This is a genomic window from Cupriavidus sp. UYPR2.512 (genome assembly GCF_000379565.1).
In the GTDB taxonomy this organism is placed as follows: domain Bacteria; phylum Pseudomonadota; class Gammaproteobacteria; order Burkholderiales; family Burkholderiaceae; genus Cupriavidus.
This window is the reverse complement of record NZ_KB903168.1, coordinates 1-23,174: the sequence shown is the minus strand read 5'-3', so window position 1 is coordinate 23,174 and position 23,174 is coordinate 1. Positions and strand designations below refer to the sequence as shown.

Sequence of the window (23,174 nt, the reverse complement as noted above, 5' to 3'; positions counted from 1 at the left end):
ATGTCCCCCGATACCTACCTTTCGCACGGCGTGATCGATCCGGACGATTTCGGCGGCGTCGTCAATCCGCCGGTTTTCCATGCGTCAACCGTGACGTTTCGCAATCTCGACGACATGGAAGCGCGCGGGCGTGCCATGTCTGGCGCCGACACGGATGTCATGTGGTACGGCCGCAAAGGCACGCCGACCACCTTCGCGTTGCAGAACGCCCTGGCGCAGCTCGAAGGCGGGCACCGTTCGCTGCTGGTGTCGTCCGGCCTGGCGGCGTGTACGAGCGCCATCATGGCATTCGTCAAAGCCGGCGATCACATCCTGGTGAGCGACAGCGTCTATGGCCCGACGCGTCACTACATCGAAACGGTACTGGCCCGCTGCAACGTGTCAGCGACGTTCTACGACCCCACGCTTGGATCCGACCTCGCGGCCTTGTTCCGTCCAACCACGACGCTCGTGTTCGCCGAGTCACCGGGCTCCCAGACGTTCGAAATGCAGGACATTCCTGCCATTGCGAAGGTCGCACACCGGCATGGCGCGGTCGTCGTCATCGACAACACGTGGGCCACGCCCTTGTTCTTCAAGCCATTCGAGCACGGCGTGGACGTCTCCGTGCATGCGGGGACGAAATACATCGTTGGGCATTCGGACGCATTGATGGGTGTGATCACGACCAACCGTGAGTCATGGAACACCGTGCGCGACTATGTCTTCGCCACTGGCCAGCACGCGGGCCCGGACGACGTTTATCTCGCGCAGCGGGGCTTGCGGACGATGGCCGTGCGCCTTGAGCGGCATCAACGTAGCGGACTGGCCATTGCCGATTGGCTGACGGGCCGCCCCGAGGTGGCCCAGGTATTGCACCCCGGGCTCCCTGGTGCGCCGGGCCACGCCCTTTGGCGTCGGGATTTCACGGGGGCTTCAGGATTGTTCAGCGTCGTACTCAAGCCCGGATATGAGCGTGAGGCGTTCCGTGCCTTCATCGACGACCTGAAGCTGTTCCGCCTGGGCTTTTCCTGGGGCGGATTCGAGAGTCTGGTGATGCCCTTCGATCCCAAGGAGGAGCGCCCCGCAGCCGCCTGGCCGTACGCCGGCCAGGCATTTCGATTGCACGTGGGCCTTGAGGCCAAGGAGGATCTGATCGCCGATCTGGAAGCCGCGTTCCGCAGACTTGCCGTGCAGTAGCATTGCCCTTCAAAAAAATACCTATTCCTACATTGGAGACAAGACATGAAATGCCTGAAGTTGCTGTTGCAAAGCGCGTGCATCGCGACCCTCCTGAATGTCACGGCGCCAGCCGTGCACGCTGAAGATCTGCTGGATTCGGTCAAAGTCAGCGGCGTGCTGAAAGTCGGCATGGAGGGAACTTACCCACCCTTTGGCTATCGCAATGGCGACGGTCAGCTCGACGGCTTTGACGTGGCCGTAGCCAAAGCCGTGGCCGACAAGATGGGGCTCAAGGTCCAGTTCATCACCACCGAGTGGAGTGGCATCATTGCCGGCCTGCAAGCCGGCAAGTTCGACGTCATCGTCAACCAGGTAGGCATCACGCCGGCGCGCCGCCAGGCTCTGGATTTTACCCAGCCATACGTCTATTCCGCGGTCCAGGTACTTCAGCGCGTCAATGACAAGCGCGAGTTCAATTCGCTTGAAGAGCTGAAGGGAAAATCCGTCGGCGTCACGTTGGGCAGCAACTATGCCGAACTGGCGAAATCCGTGCCGGGTATCCTGGTGCAGACCTATCCGGGTACGTCGGAAAACCTGCGTGACCTGGCGGCCGGGCGCATTGATGCGGCCCTCAATGACCGCCTGATGCTGCCATACCTGATCAAAAACTCCAAGATGCCGCTACGCACCGGCGCGCTGCTCGCTGGCACGAAGCTTGAGATGGGCATCCCGTTCCGCAAGGGCAATCCCAAGTTTGCCAAAGCCATTGACGACGCACTGAACGCGTTGCAGCAGGATGGCACGTTGCGCAAGCTATCCATCCAGTGGTTGGGTACCGACGCCAGCAGACCCGTCGCCCAGTAATCGCTGCCACGCCGGCCGGCTCCTTCCATCGCTGCAGGCATCGGCCTGGCCGGCCACGCGGCCATTTCTACGGATCGAATCATGGAATCTCTTGATCTAGTTATTCATGCATCGCCTGTACTCCTGCACGGAGCGGTGATCACTGTGAAATTTGCCCTGGCGTCGATGGTGTTCGGCCTGCTGGTCGGGATCGTGGTCGCCATCATGGGCATCAGCACCAGTCCAATCCTCGGCGGCATTGCCCGCACCTATGTCAGTGTCGTGCGCGGGACGCCGCTGCTGGTGCAGATGTTCGTCGTCTACTATGGCCTGCCAGACCTCGGCATTTCCCTGGACCCCACCAGCGCCGGCATTCTTACCCTCACGGCCAATGCCGGCGCGTACCTGTCGGAAAGCATGCGCGGCGCGATTCTCGGTATCGGCAGAGGGCAGTGGAGCGCCGCGCACAGCCTCGGGCTGAGCCATCTGCAGACGCTGCGTTACATCGTCTGCCCGCAGGCCTTGCGGCTCGCCGTGCCAAGCCTCGGCAACACGCTCATCAGCCTGATCAAGGATACGTCGCTAGTGTCAGTCATCACCGTGACCGAGTTGCTCAGGTCGTCCCAGGAAATCATCGCATCAACGTTCCAACCGCTTCCCTTGTATCTGTCGGTAGCAGCGATCTACTGGCTGTTCAGCACCGGATTGTCATGGGCACAGCGTCGCCTCGAGGCGCGTCTGACACTGCCTGTGACGCGTTGATCTAACGGGTCGGAAACCCGAAGAAAGCAATCTGCAAGTAGGAGACAAAACGATGATCGCGCTCGAAGGCGTATCGAAGTGGTACGGTCAGTTCAAGGTGCTTGATGCGTGCAGCACCCAGGTAGAAAAAGGCGAGGTCGTGGTCATCTGCGGCCCTTCCGGATCAGGAAAATCCACGTTGATCAAAACGGTCAACGGCCTCGAGCCGTTTCAGCAGGGTCGGATCAGTGTGGATGGGGTAATGGTCGGCGATCCGAAGATCAAGCTCGCCCAGTTGCGTGCGCGGGTTGGCATGGTGTTTCAGCATTTTGAGCTGTTCCCGCATCTGTCCATTCTCGACAACCTGTCCCTGGCGCAGGTCAAAGTGTTGAAACGCTGCAAAGAGGAAGCACAGGAGAACGGCATGCGGCTGCTCGAGCGCGTCGGCCTGAAAGCGCATGCGCGGAAATACCCCGGGCAGCTTTCGGGCGGGCAGCAACAGCGCGTTGCCATTGCACGCGCGCTGTCGATGGATCCGATCGCCATGCTGTTCGACGAACCGACATCGGCGCTCGATCCCGAAATGATCAATGAGGTGCTGGACGTCATGGTCGAACTGGCACGCGAGGGCATGACGATGATCTGCGTCACCCATGAAATGGGGTTCGCGAAGAAGGTCGCCAGCCGCGTAGTTTTCATGGATGGCGGCGCCATCGTCGAGGATACCGGCAAGGACGCCTTCTTCGGCGACCCGAAGTCGGCCCGTGCGAAGGAGTTTCTCGCAAAGATCCTGCATTGACTCACACCCCCTTGCATGAAGGCGGGGGCGGTCGGGGGCGATCAAGGTTCCCGCTGACAACGCCCGCCGCCGCACCGTCCTGGTCCACCTCCTCCAAAGTCGAAATCATGAAGATCTCGGATCGCCTTGCCGCTTTCTCCCGCCTCGATCTGGTCGGCGCGGTCACGCCCCTGCAAAAGCTTGATCGCCTGTCCGGGATGCTCGGGCGCGATATCTACGTCAAGCGGGATGACACCACACCACTTGCGTTTGGCGGAAACAAACTGCGCAAGCTTGAGTTCCTGGCGGCTGACGCCTTGCGCCAGGGCGCCGATACGCTCGTAACGGCCGGAGCCATACAGTCGAATCATGTCCGCCAGACGGCGGCGCTGGCAGCCCGTCTTGGGCTACGCTGCAACGCGTTGCTGGAAAACCCGACCGGCACGGCAGACGGCGACTACCTGCACAGCGGCAACCGCCTGCTGCTCGATTTGTTCGACGCACAGGCCGAGCCGGTTACTAGCCTCGACAACGCCGACGCACAGTTGCAAGCCCTTGCGGAACGGCTGCGTGGCGAGGGACACAAGCCGTATGTCATCCCAATCGGCGGGTCCAATCCGCTGGGGGCATTGGGCTATGTACGTGCCGGCCTGGAACTGGCGCAGCAAGCCGAGGCGATGGGTCTTGCGTTCTCGGCGGTCGTGCTGGCGTCCGGCAGTGCCGGAACCCATGGCGGGCTTGCGTTGGCTCTCGCACACGCGATGCCGGATACACCGGTCGTCGGCGTTACCGTGTCGCGCAGCGTCGCGGCGCAAGTTCCGAAGGTGGCTGGGCTGATCGAAGGGACTGCCGCGCTGCTCGACGTCGAGGTGCCGGCAGGGCTGAAGGTCGAGCTGTGGGACGAGTACTTCGCACCTCGCTATGGTGAGCCCAACCAGGCGGGGCTGGAGGCCATCCGCATCCTGGCAGCTACCGAAGGTGTGTTGCTCGACCCCGTCTATACGGGGAAGGCGATGGCTGGTTTGCTCGATGGCGTCGCGCGCGGGCGTTTTGCTTCGGATGGCCCGGTGTTGTTCCTGCATACCGGTGGTGCGCCGGCGTTGTTTGCGTATCGCAATGCAATCAACACAGGCCCAGACTAAAACGGGAACGGAGGGGGACTCGACACCACCGCCCAGCCCCGCCGCGGCTACGCGAAGCGCGGAGCCAAAAGACAAGGCGGCTCGAGGGCGCCCCCCACTACCACGATTCTTCTGCTAGTTGACAAACGTGGGTTTTACTTCACTTCAGGCTGTCTGAGTGCTCCGGGCACGCCGACGATGCGCTGGATGAACGGCTCGCCCAGGCAAAACTAGCTCAGTGGAGCGTACGAATCTTATCTAGTTCGACCTTATACAAGTTAATAAGGGAAGCGTCATAGTCACTGGCAATGCGCGCAAGCACCGGGCGAGCCCGCTCGCTCAACTTTTTGAGCTCGGCGGGATCCAGCTCATTTATACGCATTCCTTTGGATTCAAGGTCCGCACGCATCTTTGCATTCTCATCGCGAATCAGGCGCCGCTGGTACTGGCCAGCCTCTTCCGCGGCGTCACGCAACAGTGCCTGGTCAGCCGGCGGCAACGTGTCCCAGAAGCGCTTGCTCGCGATCAATGTCATGGCACCGTAAGAGTGGTGGGTGACACTCAGGTATGTCTGAACCTCATACAGTTTGCCCGTCACTATCTGGGAATAGAAATTATCCTGCGCTGCGACGCTCTTGGATTTCAACGCAGCATGCAGTTCGGAAAAAGGCAAAGGAATGGGATTCGCCCCGATTTCCTTGAAGCTTTCAACGAACAGCGGCGAAGGTATGACACGAATCTTCAAGCCAATGAAGTTGTCCGCATGCAGGATGGGCCCGGTAGAAGTCGTCATCTGTCGGAAGCCGTTCTCCCACCATGCGAGTCCGATCAGATTACGGCTTGCCAGACGATCCAACAGGGTGGCGCCGAAAGGGCCATCGAGCAGCGCACTGGCCTGTTTTTCATTGCTGATCGTGAACGGAAGGTCGATCAGACCGAAGCCCCTTTCAACGTCGGCCAGTCCGATCGTAGCTTGCAGCATCAACTCTGGCGTTCTGCCATCTCCCACCTGCAAAGACGCGATCTGGCTTGATGGAGATCCCGGCATGGATCCTGCGGGGGCTTGCACGCGTATGCGGCCATCACTTCGGGCGGCCACCAGTTCTGAAAACTTGTTCATGCCACGGCGCACTGGGTGGTCTGCTTCGAGATATCCACGGTAATCAGCGATATGGATAATTCTCGACTCCGGCTTCGCTGCGGAGAGAGTATCTCCCACTGCAGCGGTTGCCATTACAGATAATGCGATGTAACAAGCCAGTCTTGCAAGACTTCGCCTATACCTTAACGACGTCAATAAGATAAGAAGACCCAATACGGCTGAATTCTTACGCATTCCTATCTCCTGGCACTACGATGCGCTCTACTGATTTCTTGCAAAGCAGTAACAAGCGTGAACGCCCACAACCTGCTGGCCATTCACGGACGCTCGCTGACGGACAGTCTGCGCCATTCAGGCGTCGGCTGCGCCCAAATAGCTGTCTTTCGCAAGGCGCTTTCGATAGCAGCAATAGAAACTAACATTGGCAGACGCAGGTATTCGACACGCCTTCTTTTCCGTCGCTCGCTGCTCACAGCCACGGCGTCTGGCTCAGGCATTTCTCAGCCCGCCAGCCATGCAGCCATTGCAGCGATTCGTAGAACTGCGACTGCGCGCGGCCGGTCCACAGCGAGTTGCGCACGAGGCGGTCGACGCCCTTGGCGTGATAGATGCGGCCCATGTCGCGGGCGGCGTACAGCACGCGCGCGGTGCGCGGGATGCGGGCCTGCTCGTACAGCCTGAACGCGGCCTCGAAGCCGCCATTGGCTTCCCGCACGGCTGCGCCGAGCGTGACGGCGTCTTCGAGCGCCTGGCAGGCGCCCTGCGCGACGTACTGCGTCATCGGATGCGCGGCGTCGCCGAGAATGGTCGCGCGGCCGAAGCTCCAGCGTTCGACCGGATCGCGGTCGGCCGTGGCCCAGCGCTTCCACGACGTCGGCCGGTCGAGCATCTGGTGCGGGAGTGGATGGATGCCTTCGAAGTACGACAGCACCTCGTCCTTGCTGCCGTCCTTCACTCCCCACTCTTCCTTCTCGCGGCTGTGGAACGTGACGACGAGGTTGTACTGCTGGCCGCCGCGCAGCGGGTAGTGCACGAGATGGCAGTTTGGGCCGGCCCACACCACAGGCGCGTTGACCTGCAAGTCCTTTGGCATGTCTTCTACGTCGACGACGGCGCGGTACACCACGTGGCCGGTCACGCGCGCCTCGTCGCCGATCAGCGTCTGGCGGATAGCGGACTTCACTCCATCGCAGCCCACCACGGCGTCGGCCACGTGGCATTCGCCGCGCTGATCGATCACCGTCACGCCGCGCTCGCCCTGCTCCAGCTTTTCCACCCGGGTGCTGGTGCGGAACGTGATCAGCGGATGGTCCTGCACTGCTTCCAAGATTGACAGGTGGATGTCGGCGCGATGGATGACCGCATACGGATTGCCGAAACGCTCGCGGTACGGTGCGCCCACGTTCACGAGGGCCACATCGCTGGCGTCGAGCGCATCCTTCAAGATCATCTGGTCGGTGAACACGGCGCGCTCACGCGCAGCCTCCCCCACGCCCAGCGCGTCGAGCGCGGCGAAGGCATTGGCGGCGAGTTGGATCCCGGCGCCGATCTCGCCGATCTGGTCGGCCTGCTCCAGCAACTCGATCCGTATGCCCTGCTTCGCCAGCGCGAGCGCCGCGGCAAGTCCGCCGATGCCGCCGCCGATGATCAGGACTTTCCTATCGGATTGTTTCGATTGCATGTGTCGTCTCCTGGACCTGGGCGTTCTTGCGCTCAGGCGGTGTAGTCGGGCTGGCGCGCCGGGGCGGCCTGGGCGAAGGCGGGGTGCGCGCTGGCGTGGGTAAAGACTGCCATCGCCTTCGGGTAACCGGATAGATCGCAGCCCATGCGCAAGGCATTGGCAATCTGCGGCACAAGGCAGAGGTCGGCCAGCGTGGGCTGCGCGCCGAAGCACCACGGCCCTTCCCCATATCGGGAAAGCAGGCGCTCGACGCCGGCCATGCCTTCGTCGATCCAGTGGCGATACCACGCGTCCTTCTGCTCGGGCGACACCTTCAGCTCGCTTTGCAGGTACTTGAGGATGCGCAGGTTGTTCACCGGGTGCATGTCGCAGCTCACCAGATACGCCAGTTCGAGCACCCGCGCGCGGAGTTCGCCGCTCGCCGGCAGCAGGCGCGGCTCTGGATGGTGCGCGTCGAGGTAGTCCAGGATCGCCAGCGACTGCCCTAGCGCGAAGTCGCCATCGATCAGCGCCGGTACCGACGCCGACGGGTTGATGCCGTCCACGTATTCCCCGTCATGATGCTGGCCGAGGCGGATGTTCACCGGCAGGTACTCGTACGACAGCCCCTTGAGCGCGAGGGCGATACGCACGCGGTACGACGTGGAACTGTTGAAAAAACTATAGAGCTGCATGACTACTCCCGTGATTTTCCGTCAGACCACGCGCACGGTCAGTTCGCCGAGCCCGTCCACGCCCGTCACCATCGTCTCGCCGGCGTTCACCGCGCCCACGCCTTCCGGCGTGCCGGTGAAGATCACGTCGCCCGGTTCCAGCCGGAAGAACTGCGACAGGTACGCCACCGTTTCGGCCACCGACCAGATCAGGTGCGTGACATTGCTGCGCTGCTTCGTCTCGCCGTCCACGGTCAGCCAGATCGCGGCGTCGGCCGGGTGGCCGATCTTGCTGGCGGGGTGGATGGGGGCGACGGGCGCCGAGGCGTCGAAGGCCTTGCCGATTTCCCACGGGCGGCCCATCTCGCGCATTCTTATCTGCAGGTCGCGGCGCGTCATGTCCAGGCCGACTGCGTAGCCCCACACGTGTTCGAGCGCCTGGTCGACGGGTATGTCGGAGCCGGCCTTGCCGATCACCGCGACGAGTTCGGCTTCGTAGTGGAAGTTGGTGGTCTGCGCGGGATACGGCAGTTCCAGCATCTGGCCGTCCTGCACCGGCACGATGGCGCCGGCCGGCTTGCAAAAGAAGAACGGCGGCTCGCGGTCGGGATCGAAGCCCATTTCGCGGGCGTGGGCGGCGTAGTTGCGGCCGACGCAGTAGACGCGGCGCACGGCGAACTGGTCGTCGCTGCCGGCGACGGGGATGGAGACGGTTGCGGGGGGCGTGAAGATGTAGGACATGACAGGCTCGGTCAAAAAATTGGGCAAACGCAGGTTGAGCGGGCCCGAGGCAGCCTGTGGCGGCGCGCCCCGGTGGCTTTTATCGAAGGGAAATCGGATCAGGTGCGCGATTCGCGCAGCAGGTTGAGCGCGGACAGCACGGGACGGTCGGAGTAGCTGAACAGCACGGCGTCGTCCAGCGCGGCGAGTTGTACGGGCGCCCACGAGGGCACCACGAAGGTGTCGCGCGGCTCGAACTGGAACTGCTCGTCGCCGATGCGCGCGGTGCCGCGCCCCTCGACCACGCTGTAGACGGTCGCGTCCGTGCTGCGGTACGTGCGGCCCTGGAAGCCGGCCGGCAGGTATTGCATGAAGGTGGCGATGGTCGGCATCGGCCAGCCGCCGGTGGCGGGGTTGACGTAGCGCAGCTTCACACCGTCCCAGGCATCGAGTTCGCCGTTGCGGTAGAGCTGGTCGAGCGCCTCGCGGGAACGGTCGTACGGATAGCTGAAAATCGGCGAGGTCGGGTCGAAAACCTTGTGGCGCACCGGCACCATGTTGTGACCGAAGCGGGCGAAGCTGTCGCCCTCGGGCCGCGTGACCGGCTGCTGCGCCTCGGGGTAGTTCTCGGCAAAGCCGCCGTCGAAGAACTGCACCAGCGGGATATCGAGCCCGTCGAGCCAGACCACCGGCTCGCCGCCGTCCTCGACGGCCGGGTTGCCGTGGTCGTGCCACGTCCACGACGGCGTGATGATGAAGTCGCCCGGGTGCATGGTGGTACGCTCGCCGTTCACGGCCGTCCAGGCACCCTGCCCCTCCACGATGAAACGCAGCGCCGACTGCGTATGGCGATGGCTCGGCGCCACCTCGCCCGGCAAGATCAGTTGCAGCCCGGCGTAGAGGGAGCCGGTGATGCTCGACTTGCCAGGCAGGCCCGGATTCTCCAGGACCAGCACGCGGCGCACGGCTTCCTCGGCGCTGATGACGTTGCCAGCCTGCATCACCAGCGGTCGGACCTGTCCGTACTTCCAGATAGCCGGCAAAATCTGCGGCTGCGGCTGCGGCGGCACCAGCGAATGCAGCGATTCCCAGAGGGCACTCATGTGGCTGCGGCCGATATCGGCGTAATAAGCGGCACGATCGGTGCCGCGTTGGCGTGCGTACATACTCTGTCTCCGTAGGGATTGCTTGTACATGGCGGCGCGCATCGGCCGCATTAGGGACGCAGGGTTCAGGGCCGCCGTCGCCCATGCCCAAGAGCGACCACGCGCCACGGCAGCAGCGCCCGCTCCAGCAGGTCGAAGCCGAGCGAGAACAGGAAGCCCCGCACCGCGCTCGCGGCCAGCCCCACGTACATCTTCTCGACCTCGAACACCTGCCAGCTATTCCAGATGAGGAAGCCGATGCCCGACTTGGCGCCAACGAACTCCGCGGCGACGATGACCAGCAGCGCCACGCCAAGGCTGATCCGCAAGCCGGCGAGAATCTGAGGTAGCGCGCCACGCGAGGCGCCGCAGCATGCCGCGTCTTGTCATATCCGTCTCCGTTCGGTGGCCTCAAGGGGGAAGCAGCAGGAACTGGCCATCTATTTTGTAGGCTAGATATTATTCAATTATGAATGCCAAATCAAGGATGGTCAGGCCGGATAGGCGTGTAGCACGCCAAAGAGATGCACGCGCATCGCGGCGGCGGCTTCGGCGGGCCGCGCCGGATGGCGTCGATGATCGCGCGATGTGGCGTGTTGTTCTCGACGCTGAAGCCGAGCACCCATGGCGAGTAGCAGCACACCGCGCCGAGTTCGGCCGCATGGACGGTGGCGCTCGTGAACGTGTTGCGCACGGAAGCGTAGAGCCCGTTCAGGCGCCAGTTGTCGATCTGGTAGCGCGCGCCCACGGCCACAACGGCGGCGCGGTCCCGTCCGGCGTTGACGGTGGGAAGCCGGATTCGCGTAAAGCCGGCGCCAGCGGCATGGCGTCTACCGGCTCGGCATCACCACGGTGTTCTGAAGCGGGCTACAGCCCGCGCGCGTCGATTCTCGCCAGCATCGATGTCAGGATCTTCTCGCGCTCGCGTTCAAAGCCGAGGATCAGTTGCCCACGGTCCCGTTTCGACATGGCCGACACCAGCGCGTGCTCCAGGTGCGCGGTCCGTTGCTCGCCCGGCATCCTCACCTCCGAGGCCAGTGCCCGGTACCGATCGGTCAGCCTGATCAGGCGAATCGCCTCGCGCCGCAGGATCTTGTCTGGCGACAGGTCGAACAGCAGCGCGTAAAAGTCCTGGTATTCGTCGATCCACTCAGCGCGCTGGCCCGTGTCGAGGTAGCTGTCGAGCCGTTCCAGCATGGCCTTCAGCGCCTTCATCTGCGCGCTGTCCGGCCACTCGACCGTCTTCAGCAGTTCCCGCTCCAGCAGGAAGCGGTAGCGGTAGAGCTGCCGCGCCTCGTCGGTGGAAAGCGGGGCAACGAAGAAGCCGCGATTGGGATCGTGTTCGATGATGCCTTCGGCCGCCAGCAGCTTGAGCGCCTCGCGCACCGGCACGCGGCTGATACCGAAGCGGTCGGCCAGGTCCGACTGGCGTAATTGCAGCCCAGGCGCGAGGGTGCCGCGATTGATCAGCTTGCGGACCTGCTGAGCGATCTGGGCTGGCAGATCGACGCCCTTGACTTCTACAGTGTTCATGTTCGGCAGCGGATGGACGGACGGGGATGCCTGCGCTCACGACAGGTTCATGCGACTGTACACTGGTTGGAACTGCTCGCGCATCGCCGCGATGTTCGTCATGTACAACGCCGATGCCAGCAGCAGCACCACGCCGCAGGTCGTCAGCGCCGCCGGCGTGCCGACGTGCTCCGCCGTCCAGCCCCAGAACAGGGCGCCCACGGGCGAAACGCCCAGGAACGCCACCACGTACAGCGACGCGACCCTGCCGCGAAAGCCCTCGGGCGCCGCGAGCTGGATCAGGGTATTGACCGAAGCCGCCGCCAGCATGGTGCCCATGCCGACGAAGAACAGCATCGCGAATCCCATCCATACCACCGGCGCCAGGGCGAAACCGATGGTGGCAAGCGCAGCCATGACCGAGGCGAAGCCGATCGTCGCCAGCAGCCAGCCAATGCCGCGGCGCATCGCAAGATAGAGCATCCCTGCCAGCGCACCCAAGCCCGCCGCGCCAAGCAGCATGCCCAGCGTGCGCGAGTCGCCGTGGAATCGTTCGCGCACGAACCACGGCATCATGGCGGCATGCGTCTGGATGGTGAAGCTCATCGTCGCGAGCAGCCACAGGCTGTTGCGGCATGGCGCGAAACCGTGCGCATACCGCAGTCCCCCCGCGAACTGCCGGAGCCACGGCTCGGGTTCGGCCTTGCGCGGCGCCCGTACCAGACGCATGGCGCGCAGCGCGGCGATGATCGCGAAGCGCAGGATCGCGTTCGCCGCGAAGGCCCACACCTGGCCGAAAGCGGCGATGATGGCGCCGGCAATCGTCGGTCCGACGAACCGGGCGGCCGCCATCATGCTGGAATTGAGGGCGATTGCGTTGGGCAGGTCTTCCTTGCGCTCGACCATCTGCGACAGCAGCGACTGGCGCGCCGGCGAATCGAATGCGTTGACGATACCGAGTACCAGATTCGCCAGCACAATATGCCATGGCCGCAGAAGGCCGGTCGCCACGAGCGACAGCATCGTCACCGACTGCGCGCACGCCACGGCATTCGCCGCCATCAGTACGCGGCGGGTATCGACACGGTCGAGCAGCGGCCCCGTCACTGGCGCCATCAGCAGGAAGGGAATCTGCAGCGCGAATGCCGCCAGGCCGAGGACCAGCGTCGAACCGGACAGCGCATAGGCGAGCCAGGACGTGGCGATCAACTGCTGCCAGTTGCCCACTTGCGCGGCACCCTGCCCCGCTATGAACAGGCGGAAGCTGCGGGAGGAAAGCGCGCGGAGGCCGTGGGGTAACTGCATGAGGGATACCAAAAGAAAAAAGAGCGACAGCCAGTTTCCAGGCGCCGCCCAACTCTCGAGCACGAGAAGTCGAAAATCAGCGATCAGGCACCGGCGTTGCCACGCTTCGCCACGCCGGAACGGCTCGCGCGACTATCCTTGACGAACACCACGATCACATAGAGCCATGCCGCCGCCAGCGCAAAGCAGTCGCGATAGCGCAGCGGACGATAATCCGCATAGCCCAGTCCGGTCGAGCCGATGCACGCGGCGAGCGTGATGAGCAGACAAATACCGACAGCAATCCACATGGGTTTCTTCATCGCAGTCTCCGGTTCAGGCGTCGGCCTGCTGAACTCGGCCCCGCAGCGCACCTGCGCGTTCGCGCGCTCGCACCAGCGTTTTCCATCCGTCCCACAGCCATACCGGCTCGACCCTGGCCTGCAGGATCGTCGCGTAGTGCCCGCCATACGCCAACAGGAGCGAGACGTTCATCAGCAGTTCCTGCGGGCCGGAAAACAACTGGCGCGGCGTGCCGACGATGAAGGTGTTCATCCAGAAGATATTGAACGTTGTCGGCATCTCCAGCACCAGGGCCAATAGCACGTTCCGGTTGGTCACGAGCAGGATCCCGCAGACGCATTCGAGGAACTTGATGCCCTGGTAGAGGTAGATGGCCTTCGCCGCATCCACATACGCGCCGGCGGCTCCGGGTATCTCCGGAATGAAGCCGGTGGCGAGGTAGCGAACGCTCGAATAAATCAGGTTGGCGCCATAGTAGATCCGCAACCAGGCGACCACGTACTTCCAGGGGGATTGCACATCCCTGTTCATTTGATGTCTCCTCTGTCTATCTATCGTTCACAGCCGGAATACTTCCCGTCCCTTCCCGGGCGCCGCCGGCAACTGCTGGTCCGGCCGGTGCCCAGGTCACACCGGCGTCATGCCGATGCGCCCGCTCACGACTTGTCGCTGCGGCGATCTTTGATGAGCGTCACGATCAGGAAGGTCCACGAGATCCCCAGCGCGAAATAGTCGAAATTCCGCAGCGGGCGATATTCCGCATAGCCCAGCCCCGTCGAGCCGATGCAGGCAGCCACGGACAAGAACACGCACATGGCCACGCCAATCCACATCTCTTTCTTCATTGCAGTCTCCGGTTCAGGCTTTCGTTCAGGCTTCGATCTGTTGGACCGAGGTAGGTGCGGCCTCGCCGCGTTCGCGCGCGCTTGCCACCTTCTTCAGTCCGTCCCACAGCCACATCGGCTCGACCTTCGCCTGCAGGACCGAGACGTAATACCCACCGTAGGCAAGCAGCAGTGCGCCGTTCATGAACAACTCCTGCGGGCCCGTGAAAAGCTGGCGCGGCGTGGCAACGATGAAGGTGTTCAGCCAGAAGATGTTGACCGTGGCCGGCATCTCCAGCAGCAGTGCCAGCAGCACGCCGCGGTTGGTCAGCAGCATGAGGCCGAGCACGCACTCCATGTACTTGATGATCTGGAAGATGTAGATGTCGGACGCCGCCGCCACGTAGGCGCCGCCGATACCGGGAATCTCCGGCACATACGAGGTCAGGATGAAGCGGCTGCCCGAGTAAAACAGGTGGGCGCCGAAATAGATCCGAAGCCAGAGGATGGCGTACTTCCAAGGTGATTGATTGGCCCTGCTCATGTCGTGTCTCCTGCGTCTAGGAATTGAAAGCCTTGCGGGGTCGGGGGCGCCCTACAGGTTGACCACCCGCGCCGGTCGGCCCTCGGTGCGAATCTGCGCGAGGAGTGCCTCGTTCAGTTCCGCGCCGAGGCCCGGACCGTCGCCGGGGGATACGTGGCCGCGATGGAAGCGCGCGCCTTGCAGGGCGAGGTCGGCGCCCTGGGGGATGTCTTCACTGTTCCAGACGCCGTGCACGGCCAGCGGGCCGGTGCTCTCGCTGATGAACTGGCACGCCCACTGGTTCGCCACCCACAGGTGCGCGGTCGGGCAGGCTTCCACGCCCGAGCCGATCAGCGTGCTGCACATCACCGGCAGGTCGAGCATCTGCGCCACGGCGAGGAAGCGCTGGGCCTTGAGCAGCCCGCCGACTTTCTGCACCTTCAGGATCACGCCGTCGGCGGCGCGCCGCTCGGCGATCTCCTTCAAGTGGTGCAGTTCCTGCGCGGCCTCGTCGGCGTACAGCGGCGTTTCGATGCGCTGGCGCAGGCGCGCCATGCCTTCGATATCCCAATGCGGCAGGGGCTGCTCGATGAAGTCGAGACGATGCGCGTCGAGCCGGCGGATCGTGCGCAGCGCCTGTTCGTAGTTCCACGAGCCGTTGGCGTCGAGACAGATGCGCGCGCCATCGCCGAGAGCCTCGCGCACGGCGGCGGCCGTCGCCACGTCGTTGTCGAACGTGCCGCGCCCCACCTTCAGCTTGAACGCGACGAACCCGGCTTCCCGCGCCGCCAGCGCGGCCTCGGCGACCTTCGCCGGCTCGCCCGCCGACAGCACCCAGCCGAGCGGCGCAGAGTCGCGCGTGCGCCCGCCGAGCAACTGGTAGACCGGCACGCCGAGCGCCTTGCCCTTCAGGTCGTGCAGGGCGCAGTCCACCAGCGCCTTGGCCTGGTTGTTGTCGCGCGCCAGCGTGTCCATCGCGCCGACGATCTTCTCGATATTGCGCGGGTCCTCGCCGAGCAGGATGCGCGGCGCGAAGATGTCGCAGATCATGGCGACCATCGACGCCTGGCTTTCGCCGCGATACCACGACGACGTATCGCCCGACTCGGCGATGCCCACCAGCCCGCTATCGGTATGCAGCCGCAGCAGCAGCGTATCGAGCTTGGTGATGGTGACGTTCGGCAATCGCAGCGGCTTCTTCAGCGGCATCGATACTGGGATGCATTCGACTTTCGTGATTTTCATGGCGGCATCACTTCCTTCTGGCGTCACGGAGCAGCGCAACCACGGCGACCACGCCCGCGGCCAGCGGCGGGCCGTAGTCGTAGATCCGCAGCGGTCTTGCGCCGAAGCTGGTAGAGGCAGCCATGACGATGAGTATCGTCGCCACGATCACTGCCACAACAAAGACTAGATCCTTGATCACATTTATCTCCTCCCGCCAGACCGGCGCTGCATGGCCAATCGGGCGGCTTTCATGAATCGAAGCGTTGATGGCATGCCTTCCTGCCAGCCGCATTCATCCTCTTGTTTCAGCGCGTGACGGGTGCGACAACCCGTCCCAAAACCAGAACGGCCTTGTCTTGATGCGGCAGAAATTCGCGTAGTACCCCCCGTAGGCGAGCAACAGGGCGCCGTTGAGAAGCAGCTCCTGGAACCCCGTGAACAACTGCCGGGGCGCCGGGGAAATGAAGAGATTCAAGTAGATGATCGTGACGCTTACGCCGGCCATCACGATCAGCGCGAGCGGCACTGCCAGGTTGAAAAGCAACATCGTCCCCAGCACGACCTCGAGGTACTTGATGACCTGGTAAAAGCCGATATCCGCCATGGCATGGAGATACGGTCCCACCCGCCCGGCATGACTGAAATCCGGAACGAAGTTGAAGATGACGAAATTCAGCCCGGAAGCCAGATAGTGAATGGCGAAGTACAACCTGAGCCACAGGACCAGATATTTCCATGGCGATTTTTCAGCGGCATGCATTGGCAGTTTCCTTTATCCGCGGTCAGACAAAAATGGATGCGTGGGCGTGGCGCGGCACGAGGCGGTGGATCAGGAGGCGCGAAGCTGACTTGCTGCCCGGAGCGCTCGCGAGACGCACACCAGCAGGCACACGGCGATGGCGACCGACACCACGTAGCAGGCCACGAACGCATGGCCGAGCGCGTTGGGGCCGTCGAAGAACAGCCGCGCCACCAGCGCGCAGACAGTGGGGCCCAGCGCCAGCCCGAGCAGGTTGGTGATGAGGTAATACAGCGCGGTCAGCTTGCCCATCATGTTGCCCGGCGTGAAATTGGCCATGGTCGCGCCGCCGGCCACCGCGAAGATCACGAAGAAGAATGTCTGCGCGCCATAGGCCATAGCGCCGAGCTGCGCGCTATGGATCAGCGGGAAGCAGGCGGTGATGAGCGCCGCCACGGCGGTCGAGCCGATTGCGACGCGCACCGGTGCGTCGGCCCAGCGCTTCTGCAATTTGTCGGCGACGCTGCCGAAGAACAGCAGGCCGAGCGGCGAAGCCACCACGCTGATCGCGCCGAGCGTCTTGCCGATCTCCGGACGGGCGATGCCCATCGAGCGGTTGATGATCTCGGGCAGCCACGCCAACTGGCTGCCGATGGCGATGCCGTAGAGGCAGATGGCGATCCACAGCGGCGCATAGACGGCACGGTGCTGCCACGCGAAGCGCAGCGCGTCCGGATAGGTGACGCGATCCGCTTGCGCGATCGCGTCGCGTCGCGGCGGCTCGCGCAGCAGCAGCATCAAGGCGGCGAGCGGCACGCCCAGCAGCCCCGGCACGATCAGCACGAATTGCCACGGCTTCAGGCTGCCCAGCAGCGGCACGCCCGCCAGCTTGCCGCTCGCCGCGAACGTCAGCAGGAAGCTGCCAAGCACCAGCGCCAGCCCGCTGCCCAGCAGCGGCCCGATGTTGTAGATGCCGAACGCGAGCCCGCGCCGCTCCGGCGGAAAGGCGTCGCGGATCATCGACGACGCCGCCGGCGGCAGCATCGCCTCGCCGACGCCCAGTCCGATGCGCGCGAGGAACAGGTGCCAGTACGTATTGCTCAGTCCGCACAGCATCTGCACGCCGGACCACATCAGGATGGCGCCGCTCAGCAGGTACTTGCGCCGGTACAGGTCGACCAGATAGCCGGCCGGAATGCCGAGCACGCTGTACAGCAGCATGAACGACAGGCCGAGCAGCCAGCTCACCTCCAGGTCGGTAGCGCCGAGATCCTGCTTGATGGGTCCGACCACCAGTGAAATCGCACCCCGGTCGATGAAGGACACGATATAGACGAGCGTGAGCACGAACAGCACGGCCCAGCCGCCGGGGGCCACCGCCGCTTTGGCCGGCGCCGGCGCGACCGCCGCTGACCTGCGGGGCGGCGACTGGATTGTGGTGGGGCTTTCCAACATGATTGTCTCCGGTTTGCGGTTCTCTCGAACTCTCGTTGTTCAGGCGGCAGTGGTGTCAGCGGTCCCAGGCGGCTTCTTCCAGCGCCGCGCGGGCGGCGGTGCGGCCCGACACGATGAACTCGGCGATATCGCCCATCGAGTTGTAGTACGGGCCCCACAGCGAGCCGCATTCGCCGATGGCGTACAGGCGCGGGATGGGGGCGCCGCGCTGGTCAAGCACGCGTTGTTTCGCGTCGTGGCGCGGGCCGCCGTGCGTATTCAGGAACGTCGGCAGCATCGGGCCGATGGCGTAGTACGGGCCCTTGTCGAGCGGCACGAGGAAGTTCTTGCGGCCGAAGTCGGTGTCTTCGCCGGCCTCGCACTGCGCGTTGTAGCGCGCCACGGTGGCTTTCAGCGCGTCGGGGTCGAGGTGACCCGCGGGCCATGCGCCGGGCTCTGCGTCCCAGCGGCACTTCAGCGCGAGTTCCTCCAGCGTGTCGGCCTGGATGATCCAGCCCTTGTCGAGTTCGGCGAGGTTGTCGGCGCTCCACGGCGGGGTGCGCGAGTTCAGCGTCGTCATCGCGGCGCCGCCCGCGCGTACCTTCTCGTCAAAGATGTGGAAGGCGGGCACATTGACGAACTCGGGCACGTCGGGGTCAGTGGCGAGCCACGTGGCGCGATTGCCGAGGCCGTGGCGGACGTCGGCGGTGTCCGTGGTTTCGTTGTGGAAGCGGGCCGCGTGGCGGTTCACCCAGATCAGGCTGCCGCCGTCCTTGAACGCCCCCGAGTTGTAGCCGAAGCCGGCTACCTTGTTGAGGTCGTACGTCACGTACACGCGCCCGCCGTCCACCTTGATGCCCCAGTTCAGCGGCCCGGCCACGGCGTTCATGTGCCAGAGCTGCGCGCCGACTTCCTGCGCCATGCGGATGCCGTCGCCGGTCAGGTTCGGGCTGCCGAGGAAGTGGATCGGGCACGGCGTCAGGTATTGCCGGCACATCTGTTCGTCGAACTCGAAGCCGCCGCTGGCGAGCACCGTCGCCTTGCGCGCCTTGACGGCGATGGTGCGGCCGTCGGCGGTGCGCGCGGTCACGCCGAGAATGGCGCGCGATACCGGGTCCTGCACGAGTTGCGTCACCGTCGTATTGCACTGCACGCGGGCGCCATGCTTCTCGGCCACGGCGGCGATGGCGTTGTACAGCCCCGCGCCGCCGGGCGCGGCCACCACGCTCATGCCGTGGATGCTCGCCGCGCCGGGCGCGCCGGGAAATTCGGGGAAAAACCCGGGCGCGCTGAAGGGCTTCGGGTTGTCCTTCAATGGCAGTTCCAGCTTGTGCTGGAAAGCCGGAATGTCCTTGAGGCCGGCCACGAAGTTGCGCAGCACCGCCTCGTCGGTCTGGCCGGCGCACAGCCAGTTCATGTAGTCGAACGTGGCGGCCTCGTCGGTCGAGGTCATGATGAGTCCGCCCGCGACGCAAACGGAGTTGCCGCCGCCGCGATCGCCTTTCTCCAGCACCAGCACCTCCGCGCCGGCCTCGGCCGCGGCGAAGGCGAACGTCGCGCCCGCGCCGCCGTAGCCGACCACCACCATGTCGGCCTCATCGTCCCATGCGGGCGGCGACCAGTTAACTGTTTGCGTCTTCTGTTCCATCGTCTTGTCTCGGAATCCTGTGGGGCGGGACGATTCAGGCCGTCTCGGCGACCGGCTGCTCCTGGCTCAGCAAGCGCGCGTAAATTTCGTTGTAGCGGACGATCGGCTGGTCCATCGGCAGCAGCACGTACTTGCGGTCCGGCGAGCGATGGATCATGTCCTGCTGGGCCTCGATCATGGCCTTGTCTTCCTGGAAAGCCGCGTCGGCAATGCCGAAGCAGTGCTGCTTCAGGTCGGCGGCGGGCGCCCACGGTCCGAAATTGAAGAAGAAGCGCGACTTGTTCTTGCTGATCGGCGTGATCATCTGGCTCGTGCAGCGCCTGAAGATCGGCGTCTCGCTCACGTCGGCGCCCTCGCTGCGCTGGAGCACGCCCGGCTCGTAGGAGGTGATGGTCAGGATAAACACGCCCGGCACCAGGAACAGGCTGACGACGCGGTCATCGCACGGGCGCGCGCCGAAGTACGGGTTCGACTGCCGGCCGAGTTGCCAGCGGTCGGCGAGCACGCCGCGCTCGAGTTGCGTCACGCCGCGCTTGGTCTCGCTCTCCTTCATCATCTTGAGCGCGACCGGATCGCTGGCGCCGAACGTCGCCTCATGGACGAACGGCGCGTGGGAGAGGTCGAGCAGGTTGTCGGAGATCAGTTCGGCGTTGACGTCCATGTCGAAGGTCGAACACTCCATCGCCCACTCGGCGTTGTCCGGGCCGATAATGGGCGGCACCAGCGACACGTCGGCCTTCTCGGGCTCGCCCATCCACACCCACGCCGCGCCGTGCAGCTCGACGATCGGATAGGCGCGCACGCAGACGCGCGGCGAGATGCGGTCCTGGCCCGGCACTTCGGTGCAGCGGCCGTCCGGCGCGAACTTGAGGCCGTGGTACATACAGCGCAGTTCGTCGCCTTCCTTGCGACCGACGGACAGCGGTGCGAGGCGATGGCAGCAGCGGTCTTCCAGCGCGGCCAGGCTTCCGTCGGTCTTGCGATAGATGGCCAGCGGCTCGTCCATCACGGTAAAGGGCACGATGGCGTCCGCGTTAAAGTCCGTGGACCATCCGACCATGTACCAGCAATTGCGAAGGAACATTTCTTTACTCCAGGTTGTGTTTTGAGGAACGGCTACCGTGGTGCGCGCGGGTCACGCACTTCGTTGTTCTTCGGGGCATGAAGCGAAGACAGCGGCCGGCAGGCGCTTGAAGTCTTCGAGATGCCCCGGCGATGTCCGGCACGCCAGCATCGGCAAGAAATAGCGGAGGTACGCCAGAATCAGGATGACGTTCAGATACAGGCACCACACACTCATGGACGTGCTGAGCAGCATGCCGAACCGCAGGTTAAGGACAATGGCGTTGAAGAAGACCATGAACGAGATCGGCAACGTCATCACCAGCGCAAAGGGGACAAACAGGTCAAGCAGCAGGAGCACGCCTGCGAGCAGTTCGCAGGCCTTGACAATGTCGAACACACCGGTCTCGATCAGGGTGACCAGCATCGCATTCGAAGCTGGCAGGGTGCCAAGTGGTTGGGGGAAGATAGGCGGGAATCCCCAGTTCGTCAGCCAATGGCTCAGGCCGCTGTTGATCATCCACGCGCCGAGGATGAGCCGCATCAGGGTGATGCCCAGACGGCAGGCGACGGCGGCGTCGATCCTCCTCTTCGCAAGGGACGGTGTATTCATTTGGCATCTCCGGAATGAGCAGTTTTCGCGGCCTCGCCGGCCGGCGGAAATTGGACGAAACGCTGCCTTTCGGCGATCCGGCCCGTATAGGCGCCCGTCTTGAACACGTCAAGCACATCGATAGCCGGCTCGCCTCGCGTCGCTTCCACACGGTGGTAAACAGCGACAACCAAGCCTTCGGCGATAACCTGCCGGATCTCGTGGCGGATCGGCGGGCCATCGCGCAACTCGATCGAGCCGGGATTGTGGTCGACCATCTTCGGGGAGAAATATCCCTGCGCCGCCTCCGCGCCCCGACCCTTGTCGTAGGCCTGCTTCATATAGTCCAGCACGATCGTGCGTGGGAGCTTTCCCACGCCGGGGCCGTTGTCGCCATACCATCGCGGGTTGAAATGCAGGCTGTAAGCGAACAATAGTGCGATCGCGATCCCGACCCCGATGGAGGCCGCGCGGGCCGTGCTCGCTTGCATTGCAGTATTCGTTTTCATCGATGAACTCCGGCTGCGTCAGAAACGGTGATAAATGCCCGCGCCAAGCGCGTTCACCTTCTCGTGCAACTGGGTGGGCGCAGTCAGCCCCCCAGGTGGATAAATCGTCTGCTTTGACGAACCGCGGTTCTCGAGGCGCTTGAAAAAGGCGTAGAGCGTGGTGCGCCTGGATACTTCGTAGGTGTAGCCGATGGCCCATGCGGCCACGTCCGCCGTCGCCGAGGTCTCCGGGAGGCCGTTCGTCACTCCGCTGTCGCGCATGCCATAGGCAAGCTTCAGATTGCCGGCGGCGCCAACCGGAATGGTGGTGCCGACTTGCCACGCCGAGTCATGCGCCGCGCCCAACCGGTAGCGCAATTGATAGTTGCCGTAGAGGGTGGCCCAGCGCGTCTCGTAAGAGGCCGCGAAGGCGTGCTCGAGCTGACGGCTGGTGTCTGGCGTCAGATTTGTGGTTCCCGTGGCGCGCGCAAAGCCGTAGCCGGCGTTCAGCTTATTGGCCGTGTAGAGGAACGTGACGATGTCGTAGTTGCGGTTGACCGGCGTGCCGGCATTCTCGCTGAACACATGCGCTGCCGAAACCGTTACGCCGCCGAAGGATGGCGAGTTGTAGCGGATCGCGTTATCCGCGCGGGCCGGATCATTGAGCGGGTTGAACATCCACGGATTACTCGACTCGCCGGTGAGCGACGCTGCCACCGAACCCGGAGCCATCAGGACTGGATCGAAGATCGCGGCGAAGTCGTAGCCCGGCGTGGGCTGCCGGCCCAGCGCGATCTCGCCATAAGTATTGCTTCGCATACCGACAGTTGCGCGGCGGCCGAACAGGCGGCCGCCCTGGGCGTTAGTGCCGGTATCCATGTTGTAGCCGCCCTCAAGCACGAACACGGCCTTGAGGTCCGCCGACAGGTCTTCCGTGCCGCGCATACCCCAGCGCGAGCCAGCCAGGCCACCGCTGTTCAGGCTCGTGACGCTCTTCTCCGAATTGCGGAAATAGCCGACAAAGCTGTCGGCAACCCCATACAGGGTCACGCTGGCGGCAGATGCAGCAAGGGGGAAAAAGCCGGCTACCGCTATTCCGGCGAGTCTTTTGTCCACGTTGTCTCCTTCTAGTCGTTATGTTCTTTGCCAGTGGGCTGGCATCAGGCTGCATACTCTTCCCAACGGCGTCGTTGGCCGCTGCGTCCGAAGGTGCTTTTTGATCCGGGAGGCAGGTTTCCGGTGCCCCCTCAGTCAAAATATTATTCAATTTAGTATTGCGAATCTTATACAGCGCAAAGCGGCACTTCAATCTTTTAGGCTCGTCGGCGGAATCTGTGGGTGAAAGCGGATGTGCGGCTAGCCGAGTGAAGCCCGATTCAGGTACTGATAGAGCTTGCGACAGGTTGCATCAAAGGAATTTTGTGCGGACTCGGAGATAACTGGCCAGATGAGAGGGCCGCCGTCTTCCTCGATGAGCTTGTCCAGGAGGGTTGCCACAGGGAGGGTAAGGAGATCGGGATCTTCATGGCGTCGTCGGATCATTCGCCACCGAGCATCCAGATGTGATCGCGGTGCCGAAGCAATGTCTTGCGT

Annotated in this window: 26 protein-coding genes and 2 pseudogenes; 5 read left to right on the top strand and 23 right to left on the bottom strand. The window is 63.7% G+C overall.

Going from position 1 to position 23,174, the window contains the following annotated elements:
- The 5 genes from metC to A3A5_RS0130065 all read left to right on the top strand — a co-directional run bounded on the left by metC (position 1) and on the right by A3A5_RS0130065 (position 4,665).
- The gene (metC, locus tag A3A5_RS0130085) at positions 1-1,179 is read left to right on the top strand and encodes a cystathionine beta-lyase (RefSeq protein ID WP_018314157.1); all 1,179 of its coding nucleotides are present in this window, start codon (positions 1-3) and stop codon (positions 1,177-1,179) included.
- A 45-nt stretch (positions 1,180-1,224) separates the two neighbouring features.
- A complete protein-coding gene (locus A3A5_RS0130080; protein ID WP_018314156.1) occupies positions 1,225-2,025 on the top strand; it encodes a transporter substrate-binding domain-containing protein in 801 nt (266 codons plus the stop codon).
- Between the two features lie 81 nt (positions 2,026-2,106).
- Positions 2,107-2,766, top strand: coding sequence for an amino acid ABC transporter permease (locus A3A5_RS0130075; RefSeq protein WP_026201282.1), 660 nt, complete (start codon positions 2,107-2,109; stop codon positions 2,764-2,766).
- 52 nt (positions 2,767-2,818) lie between these two features.
- Positions 2,819-3,544, top strand: a complete 726-nt coding sequence (locus A3A5_RS0130070; protein WP_018314154.1) for an amino acid ABC transporter ATP-binding protein — start codon at positions 2,819-2,821, stop codon at positions 3,542-3,544.
- A 107-nt stretch (positions 3,545-3,651) separates the two neighbouring features.
- Entirely contained in the window at positions 3,652-4,665 is a 1,014-nt protein-coding gene (locus A3A5_RS0130065; protein WP_018314153.1) for a D-cysteine desulfhydrase, read from the top strand.
- A gap of 214 nt (positions 4,666-4,879) precedes the next feature.
- On the opposite strand, the gene A3A5_RS0130060 is transcribed toward A3A5_RS0130065, so the two are convergent.
- The 23 genes and pseudogenes from A3A5_RS0130060 to A3A5_RS45145 form a co-directional block, all read right to left on the bottom strand.
- Positions 4,880-5,878 (bottom strand): TRAP transporter substrate-binding protein, encoded by a 999-nt coding sequence (locus A3A5_RS0130060; protein ID WP_063829975.1) that lies wholly within the window; start codon positions 5,876-5,878, stop codon positions 4,880-4,882.
- A gap of 337 nt (positions 5,879-6,215) precedes the next feature.
- On the bottom strand, positions 6,216-7,427 hold the full coding sequence (locus A3A5_RS0130055; RefSeq protein ID WP_018314151.1) for a 3-hydroxybenzoate 6-monooxygenase: 1,212 nt from the start codon (positions 7,425-7,427) through the stop codon (positions 6,216-6,218).
- A gap of 32 nt (positions 7,428-7,459) precedes the next feature.
- A complete protein-coding gene (gene maiA, locus A3A5_RS0130050) occupies positions 7,460-8,101 on the bottom strand; it encodes a maleylacetoacetate isomerase (RefSeq protein ID WP_018314150.1) in 642 nt (213 codons plus the stop codon).
- 21 nt (positions 8,102-8,122) lie between these two features.
- Positions 8,123-8,821, bottom strand: coding sequence for a fumarylacetoacetate hydrolase family protein (locus A3A5_RS0130045; RefSeq protein WP_018314149.1), 699 nt, complete (start codon positions 8,819-8,821; stop codon positions 8,123-8,125).
- Positions 8,822-8,919: 98 nt separating this feature from the next.
- The gene (gene gtdA, locus A3A5_RS0130040) at positions 8,920-9,903 is read right to left on the bottom strand and encodes a gentisate 1,2-dioxygenase (RefSeq protein ID WP_369797838.1); all 984 of its coding nucleotides are present in this window, start codon (positions 9,901-9,903) and stop codon (positions 8,920-8,922) included.
- Positions 9,904-10,031: 128 nt separating this feature from the next.
- Positions 10,032-10,292 (bottom strand): annotated as a pseudogene (locus A3A5_RS39550) (ABC transporter permease); the annotation flags it as partial.
- 134 nt (positions 10,293-10,426) lie between these two features.
- Positions 10,427-10,693: a hypothetical protein gene (locus A3A5_RS0130030; RefSeq protein WP_157637319.1), complete on the bottom strand. Its 267-nt coding sequence runs from the start codon at positions 10,691-10,693 to the stop codon at positions 10,427-10,429.
- Between the two features lie 119 nt (positions 10,694-10,812).
- Complete coding sequence (locus tag A3A5_RS0130025; protein ID WP_018314145.1) at positions 10,813-11,478, bottom strand: GntR family transcriptional regulator; 666 nt, start codon at positions 11,476-11,478, stop codon at positions 10,813-10,815.
- Positions 11,479-11,514: 36 nt separating this feature from the next.
- The gene (locus A3A5_RS0130020; RefSeq protein WP_018314144.1) at positions 11,515-12,762 is read right to left on the bottom strand and encodes an MFS transporter; all 1,248 of its coding nucleotides are present in this window, start codon (positions 12,760-12,762) and stop codon (positions 11,515-11,517) included.
- Between the two features lie 83 nt (positions 12,763-12,845).
- A complete protein-coding gene (locus A3A5_RS0130015) occupies positions 12,846-13,064 on the bottom strand; it encodes a hypothetical protein (protein ID WP_018314143.1) in 219 nt (72 codons plus the stop codon).
- 13 nt (positions 13,065-13,077) lie between these two features.
- The gene (locus tag A3A5_RS0130010) at positions 13,078-13,575 is read right to left on the bottom strand and encodes a hypothetical protein (RefSeq protein WP_018314142.1); all 498 of its coding nucleotides are present in this window, start codon (positions 13,573-13,575) and stop codon (positions 13,078-13,080) included.
- Positions 13,576-13,700: 125 nt separating this feature from the next.
- Positions 13,701-13,889, bottom strand: coding sequence for a hypothetical protein (locus A3A5_RS0130005; protein WP_018314141.1), 189 nt, complete (start codon positions 13,887-13,889; stop codon positions 13,701-13,703).
- Positions 13,890-13,914: 25 nt separating this feature from the next.
- Complete coding sequence (locus A3A5_RS0130000) at positions 13,915-14,412, bottom strand: hypothetical protein (protein ID WP_018314140.1); 498 nt, start codon at positions 14,410-14,412, stop codon at positions 13,915-13,917.
- Between the two features lie 51 nt (positions 14,413-14,463).
- Positions 14,464-15,636, bottom strand: coding sequence for a mandelate racemase/muconate lactonizing enzyme family protein (locus A3A5_RS0129995; RefSeq protein ID WP_026201278.1), 1,173 nt, complete (start codon positions 15,634-15,636; stop codon positions 14,464-14,466).
- Positions 15,637-15,643: 7 nt separating this feature from the next.
- Entirely contained in the window at positions 15,644-15,910 is a 267-nt protein-coding gene (locus A3A5_RS0129990) for a hypothetical protein (protein ID WP_018314138.1), read from the bottom strand.
- The gene (locus tag A3A5_RS0129985) at positions 15,911-16,378 is read right to left on the bottom strand and encodes a hypothetical protein (RefSeq protein WP_018314137.1); all 468 of its coding nucleotides are present in this window, start codon (positions 16,376-16,378) and stop codon (positions 15,911-15,913) included. It lies immediately after the preceding gene.
- Positions 16,379-16,447: 69 nt separating this feature from the next.
- Entirely contained in the window at positions 16,448-17,812 is a 1,365-nt protein-coding gene (locus A3A5_RS0129980) for an MFS transporter (protein ID WP_018314136.1), read from the bottom strand.
- Between the two features lie 55 nt (positions 17,813-17,867).
- Positions 17,868-19,439, bottom strand: a complete 1,572-nt coding sequence (locus A3A5_RS0129975) for an FAD-dependent oxidoreductase (RefSeq protein ID WP_026201277.1) — start codon at positions 19,437-19,439, stop codon at positions 17,868-17,870.
- 34 nt (positions 19,440-19,473) lie between these two features.
- Positions 19,474-20,523 (bottom strand): aromatic ring-hydroxylating dioxygenase subunit alpha, encoded by a 1,050-nt coding sequence (locus tag A3A5_RS0129970; RefSeq protein WP_018314134.1) that lies wholly within the window; start codon positions 20,521-20,523, stop codon positions 19,474-19,476.
- Between the two features lie 51 nt (positions 20,524-20,574).
- Positions 20,575-21,114, bottom strand: a complete 540-nt coding sequence (locus A3A5_RS0129965; protein WP_018314133.1) for a hypothetical protein — start codon at positions 21,112-21,114, stop codon at positions 20,575-20,577.
- Positions 21,111-21,602 (bottom strand): hypothetical protein, encoded by a 492-nt coding sequence (locus tag A3A5_RS0129960; RefSeq protein WP_026201276.1) that lies wholly within the window; start codon positions 21,600-21,602, stop codon positions 21,111-21,113. Before A3A5_RS0129960 ends, A3A5_RS0129965 begins: the two co-directional genes overlap by 4 nt.
- An 18-nt stretch (positions 21,603-21,620) precedes the next feature.
- Positions 21,621-22,697 carry a porin gene (locus tag A3A5_RS0129955; protein ID WP_026201275.1) on the bottom strand — a complete coding sequence of 359 codons (1,077 nt, stop codon included), beginning with the start codon at positions 22,695-22,697 and terminating at the stop codon, positions 21,621-21,623.
- A gap of 240 nt (positions 22,698-22,937) precedes the next feature.
- Positions 22,938-23,174, bottom strand: a pseudogene (locus tag A3A5_RS45145) (hypothetical protein); the annotation flags it as partial.